The organism is Streptomyces sp. NPDC059443 (genome assembly GCF_042750105.1).
GTDB lineage: Bacteria > Actinomycetota > Actinomycetes > Streptomycetales > Streptomycetaceae > Streptomyces.
This window is the reverse complement of sequence record NZ_JBHYVM010000038.1, coordinates 1-20,571: the sequence shown is the minus strand read 5'-3', so window position 1 is coordinate 20,571 and position 20,571 is coordinate 1. Positions and strand designations below refer to the sequence as shown.

Below are 20,571 nucleotides of genomic sequence, written 5' to 3'. Positions count from 1 at the left end.
TCAGCCTGCGGCTCCCGCCGCACCGCGGCTCTTGCCGCGCCGCGGCGCGGTGTTGCCGCGGATCTCCTCCGTGGCCGCGCGGAACGCGGGCGCGGCACGGGCGAAGTAGTCGAAGAGCAGGGCCTGCTGCTCCGGGGAGTAGGAGCCGATCACCGCGGCGATGTGCCGTCGGGCCGGACCGACCACCTCCTCGATCCGGTCCAGCGCGTCCGGTGCGGGCTCCACGATGACCCGGCGCCTGTCGGCCGGGTCGGCGGTCCGGCGGGCGTAGCCGGCCCGTTCGAGGCGGTCGATGAGCCGGGTCGTCGCGCCCGTGGTCAGTCCGGTGCGGGTGGCGAGCTCGCCGGAGGACAGGCCGCCCTCCAGGGTGATGAGGCTGAGGGCGTACCACTCCGAGGTGTGCAGGCCGGACGCCTCGGCACTGGCCAGGCCCTGGAGGCCGACGGCGTCCAGGTACTGCCGGAAGACCGTGTGCGCGTCCTGACCACCGCTGCCTGTTGCCATTTCGGGGACCTCCTCCTACATTTATATCTGCACGCATGCAGATACTGTGTTCACTCAGTATCTGCATCAGTCTAACCAATAGGGAGTGGTCCGTCATGCAGTCCGACATGCAGCCCGCCGGCGAGTCCGTCGCCTCCGTCCAGACCGTGCTCGACCACCTCGTCACCGCCTGGGAGCGGCACGACGCCGAGGCGTACGGAGATCTGTTCACCGAGGACGCCACGTACATCACCTACGTCGGCACCTTCTACCGGGGGCGCCACGACATCGTGGAAAGCCACCGCACGCTCTTCGCGGGCTTCCTCAAGGGCACCCGGCTGGCCGACGAGATCCTCGACATCCGCTTCTACGGGCCCGACGTGGCCGTGGTGAACGGCCGCGGGGACACCTACAAGGGCAAGCGCCCGGAGAAGCTCATCAAGATCCAGACCTACACGCTGGTCCGCGAGGGCGACGGGCGGTGGCGGATCGCCGCCTTCCAGAACACCAAGCGCAAGCCGCTGATGGAGTCCGTCTCCTACCGGTTCGCCCCGGGCCTCGTCCCGGCCGCCGAGCGCTGACCGTGCGAAGCCGACACGCGCACGCCGACACCCCGGCGACCCCGGCGACCCCGGCGACCCCGATGACCCCGATGACCCCGACGACCTTACGGAGAGCCCTCATGACCACCGCCCAGCTCGACCGCCCAGCGACCGACCCGACCGCCGGAGCCGGCGCCCCGCCCGCCCCGCGCTCCCCTCGCCGGACCGTCAAGCGCGCCCTGATCGCCACCGCACTCACCCTCGGACTCACGGCCGGCGGCGGCTACCTGTGGCTCGACTCCATCTCGGAGGTCAAGGCCACCGGCACCGCCACGTGCACGGCCGTCGCCCCCGCCGGCACCGGCGCGGGGACCGCCGGCGCCACGGGTGACCGCGACGCGGTCTGCGGCGTACTGGCCTCGCTCACCCGGGCCTGGGGCGCCGCCGACGCCGACGCGTACGGAGCCCTCTTCACTCGGGACGCCACGTACACGACCTACGTGGGCACCCACTACCAGGGCCGCGGCGACATCACCGAGGCCCACCGGGCCCTCTTCGGCGGCTTCGTCAAGGGGACGAAGCTGGCCGACTCGATCCTGGGCATCCGGTTCCTCGGCCCCGACGCGGCCGTGGTCACGAGCCGCGGCGACACCTACACGGGCGGGCGGCCGGAGGAACTGTCGAAGGTCCAGACGTACACCCTGACCCGCGAGGCCGACGGGCAGTGGCGGATCGCCGCGTTCCAGAACACCCAGCGCCAACCGGTCATGGAGAAGGTCTCCTTCCTGCTGTCGCCCGGCACGGTGCCCGGGGCCGAGAAATGACCGCGCGCGGCGGTCGCACGGCCCGCACCGCCCTGGTGACCGGGGCCAGTTCGGGCATCGGGCGGGCCTTCGCCCGCGAACTCTCGGCGACCGGCTACGCCGTGACCGCCGTGGCCCGGGGCGAGGACCGGCTGCGCGCCCTCGTCGGGGAGCTCGGCCCCGGACACCGCTACCTGGTCGCGGACCTCGCGACCCCCGAAGGCCAGGTGCTGGTCGCCGCCGAGCTGGCCCGGCACCCCGTCGACCTGCTGGTCAACAACGCGGGCACCGCCCATCACGGCCCCTTCACCGGGACCGGGCCCGAGGAGGCCCTGGCCGCCATGCACCTGGGCGCCGACGCCGTGGTCGTCCTGGCGCACGCCTTCCTCTCCGGGGCCCGGCCCGGAGACGCTCTCATCAACGTCTCCTCCACCCTCGCCCACGCCCCGGCCCCGGGTCTCGCCGTCTACAGCGCGGGCAAGGCCTTCGTCTCCGCCTTCTCCGAAGCCCTCTGGTACGAGCAACGGCCCCTCGGCGTCCACGTCATGGCCCTCTGCCCCGGCCCGACCTCCACGGAGCCGGAGCCGGGACCGGGACCGGAGCCGGGGGCCCGCCCCCGCCCCCACCAGGACGCCCCCGCGGCCCTGGTCCAGAGCCCGCGGGCAGTGGTACGCACCGCCCTGCGCGCCCTGGACCGCCGCGGCGGCCCGACCGTCGTCCCCGGACGGTCGAACTCCCTCTTCGTCCTCGCCGCACGCCTGCTGCCGCGCCGCACGCTCCTTGCGGTGCTCAGCCGTTAGCGGCGCGACGCTCACCGCGCCCCCCGCCGCCGGCCGCCGCCGGCCCGCTACTCCTGCTGCTCCTGGAAGGCGGGCAGCGCGAAGACGCGCTCCTTGCCCGCCTCGTCCATGAGCTCGACGAGCGGCAGCACCAGTTCCCACAGGTCCTGCTTGTCGACCTCGCGCACGAGTCCTTCGAGTTCCGCGTCGCTCAGCCCGGCGGCGGCGTCGGACACCACCTTCCGCGCCTCCTCGGGCAGCACCCCGACCAGCGGCAGGAACTCGCCCCACAGCGCCGTCGCCACGACGGCCCGTACCACGCCGGTCAGCACCTCCGGGTCCCGGAGCGAGTCCAGCCGGGCCACGGCGAGCCGGTCGTCCTCCCCGAGCAGCGCGACGAGCGGGAGCAGGGATTCCCACAGCCCCTCGGCGTGCGTCACCCGTACGAGCGAATCGAGTTCGGCCCCGCCCAGGCGGGCGGTGAGTTCGGCGATCCGCAGCCGCTGGTCACCGCCGACCATCGCGGCGACGCCGAGGGCCTCCTCCCAGAGCCCTTCGGCCGCGGCGGCCCGTACCACCGCGGCGAGCCGGTCGTCGCCCATGAGCTCCAGGATGCGGGGCAGCCGCTCGGGCAGGTCGACGTAGAACCCGGCGCGGAGCACCGCCGCGTCGTCCACCTGGTCCAGGATCCGGCGGAGCACCTGGTCCCTCATGTGCCCGACGAAGCGGCCCATGGTGAGGTGGTCGCGGTTCTCGGCGAGGGTGACGGCGATGCGGACGACGAGCCCCTCGTCGAGCCGGTCGACGATCCCGGCGATCCTCCGGGGGTCCAGGTGCCCGCAGGCCTCGGCGGTGAAGGAGACGGGCAGTTTCGCGATGATGTCGGCGGCCCGCCCGGCCTCCAGCCGGCCGGCCACCCCGGCCGCGAGCCGGGGCCCGAGCGCCTTCTGCGAGATGGCGGCCGCGACCCCGGCCGGTACGAGCTTGGTCGCGGCGGCGATCCGGTCGAGCATCTCGGGAGCGCCGTCGTTCAGTACGCCGCTGACCTGCTCCCGAAACGTCCGTACGTCGTCATCCGGCAACCCGCGCAGGAAGCCGAGCTCCCCGGAGTCCACCCCCACCAGCCGGGCGATCTTCTCCACTTCGGCGCGGCTCACCGGAACAGCACCTTGCGTACGGCCCCGCGCGCGAGGGCGGGGACCAGCTTGAGCGCTTCCTCGGCGGCCCGGTTCAGCCCGTCGGCCTGCCGCGCCCGCTCGGCCTTCAGGGCCTCGGCGAGCCGCGCGAGCTCCCCGGCGTCCAGCTCCGCGAACGAGGCGGGGGGCCGGGCACCACCCAACTCAGCGCTCAATCGGCCTATTTCCTCATCGGTACGCACGGGACGACCTCCCACACCAAAGACGACGACGGCTCGCCCTGAGGGTGATCCTGGATTGACTAATAGTCAATACTCGCGGGTAGCCCGACCGGTGGAGCGGTGCGCACCCCCACGGCGCACCGCCCCACCGGCCCGTCGCCCCACCGGACCGTCGGGCCCCCCGCCCCGGCGGTCAGCAGGACTTGGCCCGGGGCGGCGGCTTGAAGACCGCGTCCAGCACCCGGTCCACGGAGACGTCGGCCAGCGTCCAGTCCAGCGTGGAGTCCGCACTCGGCAGTTGCAGCTGGGTGGGGAGGTCCTCCTCGGCCAGCTCCTCGCCCACGTAGACCACGGACAGCGTGCCTGCGCACCCCGACGGCGCCGGGGGCACGCTGCCCTTGGCCATGCCGTCGCCCGGGCCGACCGTGACCGTGACGGTACGGATCGGGGCGTACGTGAACGCGTACCCGGCCTTGGTCGTCGAGCGGGTCATGTCGACCCGGAAGTGGCTGAGCTTCACCGGCACCGCGTCGCAGGGGCGCTGCGCGTCCTTGAGCCGGAGGTACACCCCGGTGTCCGTCATGAAGAGCGCCGAGGAGGACGAGGCCTCCGGCCGGTCGCTGGCCCGGAGCCCCTTGAGGTAGGCGGTCATCCCCTTCGTGTCCAGGCCGGCCGTGACCGTGCACGGCGTGGTCGGAACGGGGGCGGGGGCCGGGGTCGGGCTGGGGGCCGGGGTGGGGCTCGGTGTCAAAAGGACGGACGCGGAGGGGGACGGGGTCGCCGGGGGCGCGGCCCCGCCCGCCCCCAGGGGCAGGCCCGGGCCCGAACCCGACGAGCAGCCCGCCACGAGGAGCACCGGGAGGGTCAGGAACGGTACGGCGAACACGCGTAATCGACGCATCAGGCCTCCACGTCAGGCACGGCCGGGATCACTTCCGATGCTCGCAGCCCGGCTCCGGGAGCGGCATCCGTAGAACCGCCTAAGCGGTCCCCGAGACCGCTTACGCATCCCCGGTGCCGAATCCGGGTACCGGACAACTGGGGAGGCGCCATGACGGGCAGGACTCCGCTGGTCGGCCGGGGGGCCGAGTTGGACCGGCTGGACGAGGCGATCGGGGAAGTGACCGACGGGCACGGCGGATCGCCGGGCGTCGTCGACCTCACGGGGCCGGCGGGCATGGGCAAGACCAGACTGCTGACCGAGGTGTGCCGGCGGGCCCGCGGCCGCGGGCTGACGGTCCTGCGCGGCCGGGCCACCGAGTACGAACGGCACATCCCCTTCCGGCTGTTCACCGACGCGTTCGCCGACCTGGATCCGGGACTGCTGCGGGAACGGGGCGCGGACCCGTCGGTGGCCCCCGTCCTGCACGGGGTGGCGACCGGCCCGGACACCCGGCAGGCCGCCCCGCTGGACCGGTTCGCCGCGCACCGGGCGGTCGCCCGGCTGCTCACGGAGCTGGCCGAACGCAGCGGTCTGCTCATCGCCCTCGACGACCTCCACTGGGCCGATCCGGCCTCCCTGGAGCTCCTCGACCACCTCGTGCGCCACCCCCTGCGCGCCCCCGTGACCATCATCGTGGCCCGCCGCGACCGCCAGACCTCCCCGTCCCTCGCCGCCGCGCTCACCCGGGGCGTCGACACCGGCGCCGTGCTGCGCCTGGACCTCGGCCCCCTCGGCGAGCGGGCCTGCGTGGAGCACCTCGCCCCGGAGCTGCCGCCCACCCGCGCCGCCCGGCTGTACGCGGCCAGCGAGGGCAATCCGCTCTACTTCCTGACCCTGCTCCAGGGGCAGAGTGCCGGTCCCGCCGTGCCCGCCGGGGGCCTCGCCGCCCTGCTGCTCGACGAGCTGACCCCGCTCACGGACACGCAGCGGCGCATCACCGAGGCCGTCGCCGTGCTCGGCGACCACGCCACCGCGCCGCTGCTGGCGCGCACGCTCGCCCCATCGGCGCCCGTCCCCGGGCTGCCCGACCCCGATCCCGACCCCGGCGCGCTCGACGCGGACCTCGCGGTACTGGCCGGCCGGGACCTGCTGCGGCGGGACCCCGGCGGGAGCTGGTCGCTGCGCCATCCCGTGCTGCGGACCGTGGTGCACGAGAACACCGAGCACCGGCGCCGCACCGACATGCACCGGCGGGCCGCCGCCGCGCTGGCCGGTGCGGGCGCGGGTGCCGCCGTACGGGCCCACCACGTCGAGCGGGCGCTGACCGGCTGGGACCCGGAGGCGGCGGCGGTCCTGCTGGAGGCGGCCGGGCAGTCGCAGACCACCTCCCCCGCGAGCTGCGCGCACTGGCTGGGGACGGTGCTGCGGGTGCTGCCGGACACCGCGGAACACGCCGCGCACCGGCGGGAACTGCTGCTGCGCCGGGCGCGGGCCCTCGGCGTGTGCGGGGAGCTGCGGGAGAGCCGGGATCTGCTCCACGAGCTGATCGCGCGGCCCGGATCCGGCGAGGACGGCGGGCTGCGCGCGAGCGCCGCCACCCTGTGCGCCTCGATGGAGCGCCATCTCGGCCACTACGGGCCCGCGGTCGCCCTGCTGCGCCGCGAACTGGCCCGCCGGCCCGCCCCGCGCCCGGCCGACGCGCTCGCCCTCGGTCTCGAACTCGGCTCGTCCGCGCCGCACGCGCTGTCCTACGGCGAGGTGCGGGAGGACGTGGAGCGCACCTTGGAGCTGGCCCGGCGGCTGGGGAACGAGCCGGCCGAGGCGGGGGCGCTGACGATCACCGCGCTCGGGGAGACGTACGGGGGTGATCTGGTGACGGCCCGGGTGCTGGCCGACCGCGCCGGGGCCCGGGTGGACGCGCTGGCCGACCGGGAACTCGTGGACCTGTGCGAGCCGTTGGCCCGGTTGAGCTGGACGGAGTTCTATCTGGAGCGGTACGCGGACGCGGAGCGGCATGCGGACCGGGGCCTGGCCCTCGCCCGCCGCGTGGGCCCCCTTCACCTCCTCCCGCACCTGCTCCTGTGCAAGGCGATCGTCCACATGAACACCTGCCGGATGCTCCCGGCGCTGGAGCTGGTCGACGAGGCGGAGAGCATCGCCCGGGGCATCGGCAGCGACGAACTCCTCGCCCTGGTCCTGGCGAACAAGGCACAGGTGCAGCTCGCGGCCCTACCTCCGGGCGACGGCAGCCCGCTGGCCGTGGCCGAGGAGGCGGTCGCACTGGCCGGGGGGCGCAGCAGCTGGTGGGCCTCGCTCGCCTGGTGCGTGCTGAGTTACGCGGCCCTGCACGGCGGCGACCCCCGGCGGGCCCGGTCCGCGATGCTGCGGGCGGGCGGCGGTCCGCAGCTCGCCCGCCTCCAGCCGACGATGCGTCCGCTGTTCCTCGAAGCCCTGGTCACCGCGGCCGTCGCCACCGGCGACCTGGCCGACGCGGAGACCTGGTCGCAGCTGGCCACGGCGGACGCGGAGCGGCTCGGGCTGCCCGTACAGCGGGCCTCGGCGCTGCGCAGCGCGGGCCAGTTGCTGGCGGGACGCGGCGAGCCGGGACCGGCGGCGGACCTGTACGCCCTGGCCGCCGAGGAGGCCGGCCGCTCGGGCGCGACCCTCTGGGAGGCCCAGGCCCTGCTGACCTGCTCCTCCTTACGGGCCCAGGCGGGCGACCCGGCCGCAGCATCATCCCTGTGGCACCACGGCCGCCGCCTCGCCGAAACGGGCGGAGCCCACCTCCTGACCGGCCTGGCAGACCTCTTCCCCCCACCCGCGGCAACCCCGCCCCCCTCTCCCCTCCCCCACCTCACCCCGCGCGAACAGCAGATCGCGGCCCTGGTCACCGAGGGCCTGACCACCCCGGCCATCGCGGCCCGCCTCTACCTCAGCCCGCGCACGGTCGACACCCACCTGTCCCACATCTTCCGCAAGACGGGCGTAACCACCCGCTCGGCCCTGGCCGCCCTAACGGCCCGGCGCACGGGGTGAGGAGGCCCCGCCGGTGCGGGACGTTCGCCCCTTGAGCAAGCGCGGCCCGCGTCTAAATTGGACGTGGGGGTCTTGAGCGTTTCGACTGAGAGCGGTGAGTCATGAGCGAGGTCTGCTGGGAGTCGGGCTCCTACCGAATCCGGGTGTCGTTGCCGGCATCGGATGCGCCTTGGGCGTCCGAGGGCACGAAGGGGCTGATGGGAATCCGTCCCCGCTTCCAGGGGCGTGGGCCGGAGCCGCGTCCGCTGGTGGAGTACGAGGGGACGGACCCGGCACTGGTGGGCTTCATGGGAAGCCGCCTTTAGGCAGCGCGACCACCACGCCCCGCCCTACTCGGAGGCGGAGACCCGCACCATGTGCACGTCGATGGGGTCCTCCCCCTCCACCACGAACCCGTACCGCTCGTAGAGCCCCCGGGCGGCGCTCCCCCGCAGCACGGTCAGCCGGACGTCCAGGCCCTCCGCATCGGCCCGCGCGAGCACCCCGCGCAGCACCCGCGACCCGATCCCCCGCCCCTGGTGCCGCGGATCCAGGTACAGGTGCTCCACCTTGAGCCCGCCCCCGTAGGGCCGCACGGTCAAGGACCCGACGATGTCCTCCCCCCTCACGATGACCGAGGAGTACACGTCCGAGAACTCGTCCCGCAGCCGCTGCCGTACCCGCACTTCGTCGTACCGCCCGAGCCGCTCCAGGTCGTCCCGCATCACGAGGGCCTTCAACTCGGCAACGACCTCGACCTCGCCCGCTCTCGGGGCCCTCAACTCCACATCCATGCGCCCAGCATCCCAAGCCCCCCACCCGCCACAACACCCACCACCCCTGGTCGGGGACGCGGCGGGCGCGACCGCCCCTTAACGTTGGGGGCCGCAAGGCCGATCGGAGCGCAGGAGGCAGTGTGAGCGGGAGCGGATGGACCAGTACCTCGATGCCCTACCTGACTCCACGCGCCCCCGGGGACACGGACGCATGGACCGAGGAGGCCTCGGCGGCAGGCCACCGAGGCGGTCAGCGCATCCTGCACGCGGGTGTGGTCGAAGCCCCGTCAGCAGTGGCCCACATGCTCGGCCTGCCGGACCGGGCGGCCGTGGCCGTCCGCCGCAGGATCATCGAACTCGACGGAACCCCCACCGAATTGACCGACACGTATTACCCCGCGGATATCGCCATGGGTACGCCGCTGGCCGGTACAGCGAAGATCCGCGGTGGCGCGGTGACGCTGCTCGCCGCGCTCGGACACGTCGGCGCACGGGCCGTCGAGAACGTGACAGCGAGGATGCCGACCGCGGAGGAGCGCGAGCAGCTGCGTCTCGGGCCGGGCGAACCGGTCCTACGACTCGCCCGCACCACTTACGACGCGGCGGACCGTGCGATCCAGGCGGACGTGATGGTCATGCCTGCCGGCCACCAGCAGCTGCGGTACGAGATCAGGCTTTGACCCTTCACAGCCTGGATGAACGGAGCCCACGCCACAGCCGACGGCGAAGTACTACAGAACGCCACAGCGCCCGCCATCCCTGGTCGGGGACATGGCGGGCGCTGTGTCAGAATTCCGCACTCCGTTGTACGGACCGTATGAGGGGTCCCCTCCCCCGGAGGGGAGGGGGGTACCGCGTAGTTACACGGTGATGGAGCGGTCCGTCGGCTTGACGGGGTACGGGAGGGCGCTGGAGCCGGTCAGGAAGCGGTCCACGCCGCGGGCGGCCGAGCGGCCTTCCGCGATGGCCCAGACGATCAGCGACTGGCCGCGGCCGGCGTCACCGGCGACGAAGACGCCGTTGACGTTGGTCGCGTAGGAGGCGTCGCGCTCGATGTTGCCGCGGGCGTCCATCGCCAGGCCGAACTGCGCCGTCAGGCCGTTCTCCTGGTCCGTGCCGGTGAAGCCCATCGCCAGGGTGACCAGCTGCGCGGGGAGGACGCGCTCGGTGCCGGGCTTCTGGACGAGCTTGCCGTCTTCGAAGGCGACCTCGACCAGGTGGAGCGCCTGGACGTTGCCGTCCTCGTCGCCCTCGAAGTGGGTGGTGGAGACGGAGTAGATCCGCTCGCCGCCCTCCTCGTGGGCCGAGGTGACCTTGTACAGCATGGGGAACGTCGGCCAGGGCTGGCCGGCGGGCCGGTCCTCGGAGGGACGCGGCATGATCTCCAGCTGCGTGACCGAGGCCGCGCCCTGGCGGTGGGCGGTGCCCACGCAGTCCGCGCCGGTGTCGCCGCCGCCGATGACGACCACGTGCTTGCCCTCGGCCGTGATGGGGGGCGCCATGAAGTCGCCCTCCTGGACCTTGTTCGCGAGGGGGAGGTACTCCATCGCGAAGTGGATGCCCTTGAGGTCGCGGCCCGGAACCGGGAGGTCGCGGGAGACCGTGGCGCCGGCGGCGATGACGACCGCGTCGAACCGCTTGCGCAGGTCCGTGGCGGTGACGTCGCGGCCGATCTCCACACCGGTGCGGAACTTGGTGCCCTCCGCGCGCATCTGCTCGATGCGGCGGTTGATGTGCACCTTCTCCATCTTGAACTCGGGGATGCCGTAGCGGAGCAGGCCGCCGATGCGGTCCGCGCGCTCGTACACCACCACGGTGTGGCCGGCCCGGGTCAGCTGCTGGGCCGCGGCGAGACCCGCCGGGCCGGAGCCGATGACCGCGGCCGTCTTGCCCGACAGGCGCTCGGGCGGCTGCGGGGTGACGTCGCCGTTGTCCCAGGCCTTGTCGATGATCGAGACTTCGACGTTCTTGATGGTGACGGCCGGCTGGTTGATGCCGAGCACGCACGCCGACTCGCAGGGAGCCGGGCACAGCCGCCCGGTGAACTCCGGGAAGTTGTTCGTGGCGTGCAGCCGCTCCGAAGCCGCGGTCCAGTCCTCGCGGTACGCGAAGTCGTTCCACTCCGGGATCAGGTTCCCGAGCGGGCAGCCGTTGTGGCAGAACGGGATGCCGCAGTCCATGCAGCGGCCGGCCTGCTTGCTGATGATCGGGAGCAGCGAGCCCGGAACGTAGACCTCGTTCCAGTCCTTGAGGCGCTCGGCCACGGGACGGGTGCAGGCGGTCTCGCGGGGGGTGGTGAGGAAGCCCTTCGGGTCAGCCATTGGTCGCCGCCTCCATCATCTTCTCGGTGGTCTCGGACTCCGAGAGTCCGGCCAGCTCGGCGGCGTCCTTGGCGGCGAGCACTGCCTTGTACGTGGTCGGGATGATCTTGCTGAAGCGGGCCGCCGAGGCGGTCCAGTCAGCCAGGAGCTTCGCGGCCACGGTCGAGCCGGTTTCCTCCTGGTGGCGGCGCACCACATCGTGCAGCCACTGGGAGTCGGTGTCGGAGAGGGCTTCGACCGCGCTCGCGTTGCCGACGTTGACGTTGTTCGGGTCGAGGTCGATGACGTACGCGACGCCGCCCGACATGCCCGCCGCGAAGTTGCGGCCCGTCTCGCCGAGGACGACCGCGTTGCCGCCGGTCATGTACTCGCAGCCGTGGTCGCCCACGCCTTCCGAGACGACCAGGGCGCCGGAGTTGCGGACGCAGAAGCGCTCGCCGGTGCGGCCGCGCAGGAACATCTCGCCGCCGGTGGCCCCGTAGCCGATGGTGTTGCCGGCAATGGTGGAGTACTCGGCCAGGTGGTCGGCGCCGCGGTCCGGGCGGACCACGACACGGCCGCCGGAGAGGCCCTTGCCGACGTAGTCGTTGGCGTCGCCCTCCAGGCGCAGGGTCACGCCGCGGGGCAGGAAGGCGCCGAAGGACTGGCCGGCGCTGCCGGTGAAGGTCAGGTCGATGGTGTTGTCGGGCAGGCCCGCGCCACCGAACTTCTTCGTGACCTGGTGGCCGAGCATGGTGCCGACGGTCCGGTTGATGTTGCGGATCGCGACCTGGGCGCGCACCGGCTCGGCGGTGTCGGCGGAGTCGGCGTTCAGTGCCCCGGCGGCGAGCTCGATGAGCTCGTTGTCGAGGGCCTTCTCCAGACCGTGGTCCTGCTCGATCAGGGCGTGGCGGACCGCGCCCTCGGGCAGCTCCGGCACGTAGAAGAGCGGCTCCAGGTCGAGACCCTGCGCCTTCCAGTGCGTGACGGCCTTGCTGGTGTCGAGGAGCTCGGCGTGGCCGACGGCCTCCTCGATCGTGCGGAAGCCCAGCTCGGCGAGGAGCTCGCGCACCTCCTCCGCGATGAACTCGAAGAAGTTGACGACGAATTCGGGCTTGCCGGAGAAGCGGTCGCGCAGGACCGGGTTCTGGGTGGCGATGCCGACCGGGCAGGTGTCCAGGTGGCAGACGCGCATCATGACGCAGCCGGAGACGACGAGCGGCGCGGTCGCGAAACCGAACTCCTCGGCGCCGAGCAGCGCGGCGATGATGACGTCGCGGCCGGTCTTGAGCTGGCCGTCCGTCTGGACCACGATGCGGTCGCGCAGCCCGTTGAGCAGCAGGGTCTGCTGGGTCTCGGCGAGGCCGAGCTCCCAGGGACCGCCCGCGTGCTTCAGCGAGGTGAGCGGGGACGCGCCCGTACCGCCGTCGTGGCCGGAGATGAGCACGACGTCCGCGTGGGCCTTGGAGACACCCGCGGCGACGGTGCCGACGCCGACCTCCGAAACCAGCTTCACGTGGATGCGTGCGGCCGGGTTCGCGTTCTTGAGGTCGTGGATCAGCTGAGCCAGGTCCTCGATGGAGTAGATGTCGTGGTGCGGCGGCGGGGAGATCAGGCCGACGCCCGGGGTGGAGTGCCGGGTCTTGGCGACCCACGGGTAGACCTTGTGGCCGGGCAGCTGGCCGCCCTCGCCGGGCTTGGCACCCTGCGCCATCTTGATCTGGATGTCGTCCGCGTTGACCAGGTACTCGCTCGTGACACCGAAGCGGCCGGAGGCGACCTGCTTGATGGAGGAGCGGCGCGCCGGGTCGTACAGGCGGTCCGGGTCCTCGCCGCCCTCACCGGTGTTGGACTTGGCGCCCAACTGGTTCATGGCGATGGCGAGGGTTTCGTGGGCTTCCTTGGAGATGGAGCCGTACGACATGGCGCCGGTGGAGAAGCGCTTGACGATGTCGGCGACCGACTCGACCTCGTCGATGGAGATCGACGGACGCGATTCGGTGTTGAAGCCGAACAGGCCGCGGAGCGTCATGAGGCGCTCGGACTGCTCGTTCACCCGGTCCGTGTACTGCTTGAAGATGTCGTACCGGCGGTTGCGGGTGGCGTGCTGGAGGCGGAAGACCGTGTCCGGGTCGAACAGGTGCGGCTCGCCCTCGCGGCGCCACTGGTACTCGCCGCCGATCTCCAGCGCACGGTGCGTGGCCGCGATGCCGGAGACGGGGTACGCCTTGGCGTGGCGCGCGGCCACCTCCTTGGCGATGACTTCGAGGCCCGCGCCGCCGATCTTGGTGGCGGTGCCGTTGAAGTAGGTGTCGACGAACTCCTCGTTCAGGCCGACGGCCTCGAAGACCTGGGCACCGCGGTAGGAGGCGACGGTGGAGATGCCCATCTTGGACATGACCTTCAGGACGCCCTTGCCGAGCGCGTAGATCAGGTTCTTGATGGCCTGCTCCGGCTCCAGGCCGGACAGGAAGGTACCGGCGCGCAGGAGGTCCTCGACGGACTCCATGGCGAGGTACGGGTTGACCGCGGCCGCGCCGTAGCCGATGAGCAGCGCGACGTGGTGGACCTCGCGCACGTCGCCGGCCTCGACCAGCAGACCCACCTGGGTGCGCTGCTTGGTGGCGATGAGGTGGTGGTGCACGGCCGAGGTGAGCAGCAGCGACGGGATCGGCGCGTGCTCGGCGTCGGAGTGACGGTCCGAGAGGACGATCAGGTGCGCGCCGTTCTCGATGGCCGCGTCGACCTCGCCGCGGATCTCCTCCAGGCGGGCGGCCAGCGCCTCGCCGCCGCCCGAGACCCGGTAGAGGCCCGAGAGGGTGGCGGCCTTCATGCCCGGCATGTCGCCGTCGGCGTTGACGTGTATCAGCTTGGCGAGCTCGTCGTTGTCGATCACCGGGAACGGCAGCGTGACGCTGCGGCAGGACGCGGCGGTCGGCTCCAGCAGGTTGCCCTGCGGGCCGAGCGAGGACAGCAGCGAGGTGACGAGCTCCTCGCGGATGGCGTCCAGCGGCGGGTTGGTGACCTGCGCGAAGAGCTGCGTGAAGTAGTCGAAGAGCAGCCGGGGGCGCTCGGACAGGGCGGCGATCGGGGAGTCCGTACCCATGGAGCCGAGCGGCTCGCCGGCCGTGCTGGCCATCGGCGCGAGGATGATCCGCAGCTCTTCCTCGGTGTAGCCGAAGGTCTGCTGGCGGCGGGTGACCGAGGCGTGGGTGTGGACGATGTGCTCGCGCTCGGGGAGGTCCTCCAGCTCGATCTCGCCGGTCTCCAGCCACTCCTCGTAGGGGTGCTCGGCGGCCAGCGCGTCCTTGATCTCGTCGTCTTCGATGATCCGCTTCTGGGCGGTGTCGACGAGGAACATCTTGCCGGGCTGCAGGCGGCCCTTGCGGACGACCTTGGCCGGGTCGATGTCGAGGACGCCGACCTCGGAGGAGAGCACGACGAAGTCGTCGTCGGTGACCCAGTAGCGGCCGGGGCGCAGGCCGTTGCGGTCGAGGACCGCGCCGACCTGGGTGCCGTCGGTGAAGGTGACGCAGGCGGGGCCGTCCCACGGCTCCATCTGCGTGGAGTGGTACTTGTAGAACGCGCGGCGTGCCGGGGCCATGGAGGTGTGGTTCTCCCACGCCTCCGGGATCATCATCAGCACGCTGTGCGGGAGCGAACGGCCGCCGAGGTGGAGCAGCTCCAGGACCTCGTCGAAGGAGGCGGAGTCGGAGGCGTCCGGGGTGCAGATCGGGAAGATCCGCTCCAGTGCGCCCTCGCCGAAGAGGCCGGAGGCCAGCTGGGACTCGCGGGCCCGCATCCAGTTCCGGTTGCCCTTGACCGTGTTGATCTCGCCGTTGTGCGCGACGAAGCGGTACGGGTGGGCGAGCGGCCAGGACGGGAAGGTGTTCGTCGAGAACCGGGAGTGGACCAGGGCGATCGCGGACGCGAAGCGGCGGTCGGAGAGGTCCGGGAAGAAGGGCTCCAGCTGGCCGGTGGTCAGCATGCCCTTGTAGACGATGGTGCGCGCGGAGAGCGACGGGAAGTAGACCCCGGCCTCGCGCTCGGCGCGCTTGCGCAGCACGAAGGCCTTGCGGTCCAGCTCGATGCCGCTGGTGCCGTTGCTGACGAAGAGCTGCGAGAAGGCCGGCATGGTGGCGCGGGCGCCGTTGCCGAGCAGGTCCGGGGTGACCGGGACCTCGCGCCAGCCGAGAACCGTCAGGTTCTCCTCGGCGGCGATGGCCTCGATCTGCTCCACGGCGACGGCCTGTGCGGTGCCGTCGGCGGGGAGGAAGGCGAGGCCGACGGCGTACGCGCCGGCCTCGGGAAGGTCGAAACCGGCGACCTCGCGCAGGAACGCGTCCGGCACCTGGGAGAGGATTCCGGCGCCGTCGCCCGAGTCGGGCTCGGAGCCGGTGGCCCCTCGGTGCTCGAGGTTCCGCAATACGGTCAGCGCCTGCTCGACCAGCGTGTGGCTGGCCTCGCCGGTGAGGTTGGCCACAAAGCCGACGCCACAGGCGTCGTGCTCGTTGCGCGGGTCGTACATGCCCTGCTGGGCGGGGCGACCGTCCATGGGCGACCAGGCGGTGTTGCTGAGGCCGGTCGCGGAGTGCGTGGATGCGGAACGCATCGGCTCTCCCGTCGTCGTCGTGGCATATGTGCATAGCCGAGGGACGACGTTGGCCCTCTGCGAAATTTCGTGCAGATTACATGATGACGACAATCCCGAGAAGCGGATATGACGTTCCAACATGCGGACACTGCCCGAAGCAGATAAGAGGGGACTTTCGCAGGTGCCTGATGATCTGGACACGGGGCGAAGGTCCCGTGCGGGGCGGGCCTCATTGCCCGGCGCCCTGAGTCTGATGCCCGGCGGACACGGTATCGAAACCGCCGGGTAACGAACTACTTATGCTGTGTACTGCATAGTGTCTCACTCCCTGCCCGGTCAGCCTACGGCTCCGCCGATCCAGGTTCCCAGGATGTACGTCACACCCGCCGCCGCGCCACCCAGGACGAGCTGACGCAGTCCGCTGTACCACCAGGACCGGGCCGTGACCCGGGAGACCACCGCGCCGCAGGCGAAGAGTCCGGCCAGCGCCATCAGCACCGCGGGCCACAGGGCCGTCGCGCCGAGCAGGTACGGCAGCAGCGGGATCAGCGCGCCCAGCGCGAAGGAAGCGAAGGAGGACACCGCGGCGACCGTCGGCGAAGGCAGGTCGTCGGGGTCGATCCCGAGCTCCTCGCGGGCGTGGATCTCCAGCGCCTGCTCCGGGTCGCGGGACATCTGCATGGCCACCTCACGGGCCAGCGCCGGCTCGACTCCGCGCGATACGTAGAGCTCGGCCAGCTCCTCCATCTCGTCGACGGGGTGCTTGCGCAACTGCTGGCGCTCTATCTCCAGTTCGGCCAGGACCAGTTCGCGCTGCGAGGCGACGGAGGTGTACTCGCCGGCCGCCATCGACAGCGCGCCCGCGGCGAGACCGGCCAGGCCGGTGATCACGATGGTCTGCGTGGCGACGGCGCCGCCCGCCACACCGGTCATCAGGGCGAGGTTGGAGACGAGGCCGTCCATCGCACCGAACACGGCCGGGCGCAGCCAGCCACCGTTGACGTCCAGGTGGGTGTGGTTGTCGCGGTGGGCGGTGTGGAGCGGCGCTTCGAAATCGATGATGGACACGGCGGTATCTCCCCTTTTGTACGAGTGGGTACGCAGAGGCGCGCCGCGCACGACACGCAGGCACCCACTCCCCCTGAACACCTCGAAACTACGCACGATTTTCGGCGCCCGCCAGCAAGGTAGGCCGTACTTACCTGGGGTTTTGGGGATCGGCGACCGGGTGACGAGGGTGCGGGCGGGGTGTTTCGCGACGAGCGACAAACCACATGCCATGGCACAAATCCCCCAAGGGCTCAAGATGAGTTCCATCAAGTGGAGAGGCGCACCATGGAGCTGATTGCATGCAATCCGCAGGTCCTCCTCGAACGGGCCAGGGGTGCTCTTCTGGGACTCGCGGTGGGTGACGCGCTGGGCGCCCCCGCGGAGAACATGAAGCCGTCGGAGATCCGGGCGAAATGGGGCCGGATCGAGGGCTTCGTCTCGGACGACCCGGCCGGCACGGACGACACCGAGTACGCGATCTTCTCGGGGCTGCTGCTGGCCCGCCACGGATCGGCGCTCACCGTCGCGCACGTGGAACGCGCGTGGCACCACTGGATCGCGGACCTGGACGAGGGGCCGTTCCGCGGTGCCGGCTTCTCGGAACGCGGCACGCTGGAGAACCTCCGCCGGGGCCTCGCCGCGCCGATCTCGGCGCAGCACCGGCACGCGTGGTCGGACGGGCTGGCGATGCGGGCGGCCCCCTTCGGGGTCTTCGCCGCGGGCCGCCCGGCCGAGGCGGCGCGCCTGGTGGCCATCGACGGCTGCGTCAGCCACGACGGCGAGGGCATCTACGGCGGCCAGGCGGTCGCGGCGGGCGTCGCCGCGGCGATGGCCGGAGGCTCCCCGGCCTCGGTGATCTCCGCCGCCCTGTCGGTCATCCCCTCGGACTCCTGGACGGCGCGCTCCCTGCGCCGGGCGGTCACGGCCGCCCCGCGCGGCGAACGGGCGGTCCGCTCGGCGGTGGTCATCGGCGGCTACCCGTGGACGGACCTGGCTCCTGAGGCGGTGGGCCTGGCGTTCGGGGCGTTCGCCGCGTGCCGGGGCGACTTCCCGTCCTCGGTCCTGATGGCCGTGAACATGGGCCGCGACGCGGACACCACCGCGGCGGTGGCGGGCGCCCTGGCCGGAGCGCTGTCCGGCGCCCCCGCCATCCCGGCCGGCTGGTCCTCGGCGATCGGCCCGGTCCGCGGCAGCTGCCTCCCCTCGATGCGCGGCTACCACGTCCTGGACATCGCGGACCTCCTCACCCCGGAAACCGAGACCCCCCGATGACCCCCTCCGGCGACGAGCCGCACACGCAGTTCCGTACCGCCCCGGCAACGACCGCACCGCACCCCTGGGACGTCGGCGGCGGGGTGCGCTCGCGGCCCCGTACGGACCCGGTGGTGGCGCTCGCGCTCCGGGAGGACGGGCCGCAGCCCCGTACCGCCCCGCCCGCCGAGCCCCCGGCGGGCCTGCGCCGGATCGAGGGGCTGTTGCTCGGGCTCGCCGCGGGCGATGCCGCCGGGTGGCCCGCCGCCCGGCACCGGGCCAGCCGGATGCCCGAGTGGACCCGCCGTCTCACCCGAGAGCTCGACACCTTCGCCGAGCAGAACGCCACCACCACCCTCCCCGTCCCCATCGCCCTCAACCAGCCCCCGGAACCCCTGTGCCTCGGCCCGTCCGACGACGCCGAGTGGGCCGCCTTCGCCGCCGAGTCCGTCCTCACCGCCTCCGGGGTCCTGCTCAGCGACCTCTCCCGGTCCCGCCGCATGCGCGCGGCCATCGACCTCGCCTGGAACGCGCTGGCCAGCGAGGTCGCGGCGGCCGCGGAGCGGGCTCCCGAGGTGGAGTCGGCAGTGCTTCCCCTCCGGGCCCGGATCTCCGTCCGCGCCGGCCTGGGCAACCTCGCCACCGGCTTGCGCCCGCCCGCCACCGGCCACGACAACCCGCACTACTTCGACGACGCCGCCTGCATCCGCGCCTGCGTGCTCGCCGTGGTCCACCCCGGCGACCCCCGCGCCGCGGCGGACCTCGCGGAGTTCGACGCCCGCTACACCCAGGACGGCGACGGGGTCCACGGAGCCCGCGCCATGGCCGCCGCCATCGCCACCGCCCTGGCCGGCACCGGATCCCCCGCGGACACGGACGCCGCCGTCGACGCCGCGCTCGAACAGCTTCCCGAGGCCACCGAGATCGGCCGCAACGCCCGGCTCGCCGTCAAACTCGCCCGCGCGGAGCCGGCCGGCGGCGGGGCCTTCGCCATCGTCCCGCTCCTGGAGCACCAGATCGTCGACCACGTCTACAGCTACGGGATCGCCGCCGCCGAAACCGTGCCCGTGGCCCTCGCCCTGGCCACCGCCGCCCGCGGCAGGGTCAGCGAAGCGGTGCCGGCCGCCGCCTGTCTGTCGCGGGTCGCGGACTCCGCCCCCGCCCTCGCCGGAGCGCTCACCGGCGTGCTCGGCGGCGGGGACTCGATCCCCGCCGCCTGGCGCGAGGCCTGTCGCACCCTCTCCGGCTGCGCGCTCCCCCGCCTGGCGGGCACCGACCTCGTCGAACTCGCCGCCCTGCTCGCCCGTACGGAGCTCACCTCGCCCAGGCCCTGACCCCGACCCCGACCCCGCCCCCGACCCGCGTCCGACCCCGAGGAATGACCTGACCATGACGATGGACCCCACTCCCACCCTGGAAGACAGGATCACCGGCGCGCTCGTCGGCGCGGCCGTCGGCGACGCGCTCGGCGGCCCGGTGGAGGGCTGGACCCCGGAACAGATCGTGGAGCGGCACGGCGGCCGGGTGCACGGCATCGTCGGGCCGTGGCACGAGGACTGGCGCACGGCCCGGCCGATCGCCCCGTACCACAAGGGCGACGGCCACGTCACCGACGACACCCTCATGACGCACGCGCTGGTACGGGTCTACGAGGCCGTACGGGACCACCTGGACGCGTACTCCGTCGCCGAGCACCTGGTCCCGGACCTCATGACCACCCCGCGCTGGATCCCCGAACTGGAGGCGGACGCCCTCCCCCTCCAGCGGGTCTTCCTCGCCGAGAAGTGGATCGTCACCCGGCTGCACTACGCGCACGTGGACCCGCGCGAGGCGGGCAGCGGCAACATCGTCAACTGCGGCGCGGCGATGTACATGGCGCCGGTCGGGCTGGTCAACGCGGGCAATCCGGCCGGGGCGTACGCGGAGGCCCTGGACATCACGGGCGCGCACCAGTCCTCGTACGGTCGGGAGGCGGCGGGCGTGTTCGCGGCGGCGGTCGCGGCGGCGTGCGTGCCGGGGGCCACGGCTTCCTCCGTGGCCGAAACGGCCCTGGCCCTGGCCAAGGACGGCACCCGCGCGGCCATCGCGGCGGTCTGCGAAGTGGCTTCGCGCCACCGGGACTTCGAGGCGGCGCTGGCCCCGCTGCGGGCGGCCGTGGCCCCGTACGACTCGGTCGGCCCGGACTACCGCGCGCCGTCCCTGGGCGCGCGGCGCCCGTCCCGTCTCCACTCGATCGAGGAACTCCCGATCGCGCTCGGCATGCTGCTCGTCGCCGACGGGGCCTACGAGGGTTCCGTGCTCGGCGCGGTCAACTACGGCCGGGACTGCGACTCCATCGCCACCATGGCGGGAGCGGTCGCCGGAGCCCTCGCCGGGGTCTCGGCGGTACCTCCCGCCTGGGCCAAGCAGGTCGCGGAGGCCAGTCGCCTCGACCTGCACGCCCCGGCGGTGGCGCTGGCCGCGGTGACCCGGGAGGTCTTCTCCCGGGACCGCTCCCGCCGCCGCACGCACGAAGCCGCCTTCGCCGCGCTGGCGACCCCCCGATGACGCCCGCCTCCCCGCCGCCGCCGGCGTCCGCCGCCCGTGCCCCGGCCCCGGGAGCGGTGGTCCGGAGCCCGGCTCCGGCGGGGGCGAGTTCCCCCGCCCCGCCCCTTCCCGAAACCAGGGGCAAGCCCCTGGACCCCGGTCCCCCGGGGCTGCCCGCCCCGGACGGTGGAACGGGCCCAGCGGCCGGCCCC

General features: G+C 72.9%; 16 protein-coding genes. 8 read left to right on the top strand and 8 right to left on the bottom strand.

From position 1 onward, the window contains the following. Positions 1-504 carry a MarR family winged helix-turn-helix transcriptional regulator gene (locus ACFXDJ_RS29655; protein WP_384650670.1) on the bottom strand — a complete coding sequence of 168 codons (504 nt, stop codon included), beginning with the start codon at positions 502-504 and terminating at the stop codon, positions 1-3. Between the two features lie 95 nt (positions 505-599). On the opposite strand from ACFXDJ_RS29655, the gene ACFXDJ_RS29650 reads away from it, so the two are divergent. The 3 genes from ACFXDJ_RS29650 to ACFXDJ_RS29640 all read left to right on the top strand — a co-directional run bounded on the left by ACFXDJ_RS29650 (position 600) and on the right by ACFXDJ_RS29640 (position 2,628). Continuing rightward, positions 600-1,064, top strand: coding sequence for an SgcJ/EcaC family oxidoreductase (locus tag ACFXDJ_RS29650; protein WP_384650668.1), 465 nt, complete (start codon positions 600-602; stop codon positions 1,062-1,064). Positions 1,065-1,165: 101 nt separating this feature from the next. Next, complete coding sequence (locus tag ACFXDJ_RS29645) at positions 1,166-1,849, top strand: SgcJ/EcaC family oxidoreductase (RefSeq protein ID WP_384650666.1); 684 nt, start codon at positions 1,166-1,168, stop codon at positions 1,847-1,849. Then, positions 1,846-2,628 carry an SDR family NAD(P)-dependent oxidoreductase gene (locus ACFXDJ_RS29640; protein ID WP_384650664.1) on the top strand — a complete coding sequence of 261 codons (783 nt, stop codon included), beginning with the start codon at positions 1,846-1,848 and terminating at the stop codon, positions 2,626-2,628. The genes ACFXDJ_RS29645 and ACFXDJ_RS29640 overlap by 4 nt, the downstream gene beginning before the upstream one ends. Before the next feature lie 47 nt (positions 2,629-2,675). On the opposite strand, the gene ACFXDJ_RS29635 is transcribed toward ACFXDJ_RS29640, so the two are convergent. The 3 genes from ACFXDJ_RS29635 to ACFXDJ_RS29625 form a co-directional block, all read right to left on the bottom strand. Next, positions 2,676-3,764 carry a hypothetical protein gene (locus ACFXDJ_RS29635; protein ID WP_384850892.1) on the bottom strand — a complete coding sequence of 363 codons (1,089 nt, stop codon included), beginning with the start codon at positions 3,762-3,764 and terminating at the stop codon, positions 2,676-2,678. Continuing rightward, positions 3,761-3,958 (bottom strand): hypothetical protein, encoded by a 198-nt coding sequence (locus ACFXDJ_RS29630; RefSeq protein WP_384650660.1) that lies wholly within the window; start codon positions 3,956-3,958, stop codon positions 3,761-3,763. The genes ACFXDJ_RS29635 and ACFXDJ_RS29630 overlap by 4 nt, the downstream gene beginning before the upstream one ends. Positions 3,959-4,157: 199 nt before the next feature. Further along, on the bottom strand, positions 4,158-4,865 hold the full coding sequence (locus ACFXDJ_RS29625; protein WP_384650658.1) for a hypothetical protein: 708 nt from the start codon (positions 4,863-4,865) through the stop codon (positions 4,158-4,160). A gap of 150 nt (positions 4,866-5,015) precedes the next feature. Here ACFXDJ_RS29625 and ACFXDJ_RS29620 point away from each other — a divergent pair, with 150 nt between their 5' ends. Continuing rightward, positions 5,016-7,883, top strand: coding sequence for an AAA family ATPase (locus tag ACFXDJ_RS29620; protein ID WP_384650655.1), 2,868 nt, complete (start codon positions 5,016-5,018; stop codon positions 7,881-7,883). A gap of 329 nt (positions 7,884-8,212) precedes the next feature. On the opposite strand, the gene ACFXDJ_RS29615 is transcribed toward ACFXDJ_RS29620, so the two are convergent. Continuing rightward, positions 8,213-8,656 (bottom strand): GNAT family N-acetyltransferase, encoded by a 444-nt coding sequence (locus ACFXDJ_RS29615; protein WP_384650653.1) that lies wholly within the window; start codon positions 8,654-8,656, stop codon positions 8,213-8,215. 122 nt (positions 8,657-8,778) lie between these two features. Between ACFXDJ_RS29615 and ACFXDJ_RS29610 the strand changes: the two genes are divergently transcribed. Then, positions 8,779-9,318: a GntR family transcriptional regulator gene (locus ACFXDJ_RS29610; RefSeq protein WP_384650651.1), complete on the top strand. Its 540-nt coding sequence runs from the start codon at positions 8,779-8,781 to the stop codon at positions 9,316-9,318. A 180-nt stretch (positions 9,319-9,498) separates the two neighbouring features. Here the strand turns inward: ACFXDJ_RS29610 and ACFXDJ_RS29605 are convergent, their stop codons facing one another. The 3 genes from ACFXDJ_RS29605 to ACFXDJ_RS29595 form a co-directional block, all read right to left on the bottom strand. Continuing rightward, positions 9,499-10,959, bottom strand: a complete 1,461-nt coding sequence (locus ACFXDJ_RS29605) for a glutamate synthase subunit beta (protein WP_384650649.1) — start codon at positions 10,957-10,959, stop codon at positions 9,499-9,501. Continuing rightward, entirely contained in the window at positions 10,952-15,493 is a 4,542-nt protein-coding gene (gene gltB, locus ACFXDJ_RS29600) for a glutamate synthase large subunit (protein ID WP_384650718.1), read from the bottom strand. Before gltB ends, ACFXDJ_RS29605 begins: the two co-directional genes overlap by 8 nt. Before the next feature lie 375 nt (positions 15,494-15,868). Beyond that, positions 15,869-16,600: a VIT1/CCC1 transporter family protein gene (locus tag ACFXDJ_RS29595; RefSeq protein WP_384650647.1), complete on the bottom strand. Its 732-nt coding sequence runs from the start codon at positions 16,598-16,600 to the stop codon at positions 15,869-15,871. A gap of 267 nt (positions 16,601-16,867) precedes the next feature. On the opposite strand from ACFXDJ_RS29595, the gene ACFXDJ_RS29590 reads away from it, so the two are divergent. The 3 genes from ACFXDJ_RS29590 to ACFXDJ_RS29580 are packed head-to-tail and all read left to right on the top strand — an operon-like array spanning position 16,868 to position 20,380. Further along, positions 16,868-17,854 carry an ADP-ribosylglycohydrolase family protein gene (locus ACFXDJ_RS29590; protein WP_384650645.1) on the top strand — a complete coding sequence of 329 codons (987 nt, stop codon included), beginning with the start codon at positions 16,868-16,870 and terminating at the stop codon, positions 17,852-17,854. After that, a complete protein-coding gene (locus ACFXDJ_RS29585; protein WP_384650643.1) occupies positions 17,851-19,167 on the top strand; it encodes an ADP-ribosylglycohydrolase family protein in 1,317 nt (438 codons plus the stop codon). Before ACFXDJ_RS29590 ends, ACFXDJ_RS29585 begins: the two co-directional genes overlap by 4 nt. A gap of 55 nt (positions 19,168-19,222) precedes the next feature. Continuing rightward, complete coding sequence (locus ACFXDJ_RS29580; RefSeq protein ID WP_384650641.1) at positions 19,223-20,380, top strand: ADP-ribosylglycohydrolase family protein; 1,158 nt, start codon at positions 19,223-19,225, stop codon at positions 20,378-20,380. The last annotated feature ends 191 nt before the right edge of the window (positions 20,381-20,571 follow it).

Excerpts from the sequence above, each read along its gene's own strand:
- ACFXDJ_RS29605 (WP_384650649.1), bottom strand. The coding sequence starts at position 10,959 with ATGGCTGACCCGAAGGGCTTCCTCACCACCCCCCGCGAGACCGCCTGC.
- ACFXDJ_RS29590 (WP_384650645.1), top strand. The coding sequence starts at position 16,868 with ATGGAGCTGATTGCATGCAATCCGCAGGTCCTCCTCGAACGGGCCAGG.
- ACFXDJ_RS29620 (WP_384650655.1), top strand. The coding sequence starts at position 5,016 with ATGACGGGCAGGACTCCGCTGGTCGGCCGGGGGGCCGAGTTGGACCGG.
- ACFXDJ_RS29650 (WP_384650668.1), top strand. The coding sequence starts at position 600 with ATGCAGTCCGACATGCAGCCCGCCGGCGAGTCCGTCGCCTCCGTCCAG.
- ACFXDJ_RS29625 (WP_384650658.1), bottom strand. The coding sequence starts at position 4,865 with ATGCGTCGATTACGCGTGTTCGCCGTACCGTTCCTGACCCTCCCGGTG.
- ACFXDJ_RS29580 (WP_384650641.1), top strand. The coding sequence starts at position 19,223 with ATGACGATGGACCCCACTCCCACCCTGGAAGACAGGATCACCGGCGCG.
- ACFXDJ_RS29645 (WP_384650666.1), top strand. The coding sequence starts at position 1,166 with ATGACCACCGCCCAGCTCGACCGCCCAGCGACCGACCCGACCGCCGGA.
- ACFXDJ_RS29640 (WP_384650664.1), top strand. The coding sequence starts at position 1,846 with ATGACCGCGCGCGGCGGTCGCACGGCCCGCACCGCCCTGGTGACCGGG.
- ACFXDJ_RS29655 (WP_384650670.1), bottom strand. The coding sequence starts at position 504 with ATGGCAACAGGCAGCGGTGGTCAGGACGCGCACACGGTCTTCCGGCAG.
- gltB (WP_384650718.1), bottom strand. The coding sequence starts at position 15,493 with ATGGACGGTCGCCCCGCCCAGCAGGGCATGTACGACCCGCGCAACGAG.
- ACFXDJ_RS29615 (WP_384650653.1), bottom strand. The coding sequence starts at position 8,656 with ATGGATGTGGAGTTGAGGGCCCCGAGAGCGGGCGAGGTCGAGGTCGTT.
- ACFXDJ_RS29585 (WP_384650643.1), top strand. The coding sequence starts at position 17,851 with ATGACCCCCTCCGGCGACGAGCCGCACACGCAGTTCCGTACCGCCCCG.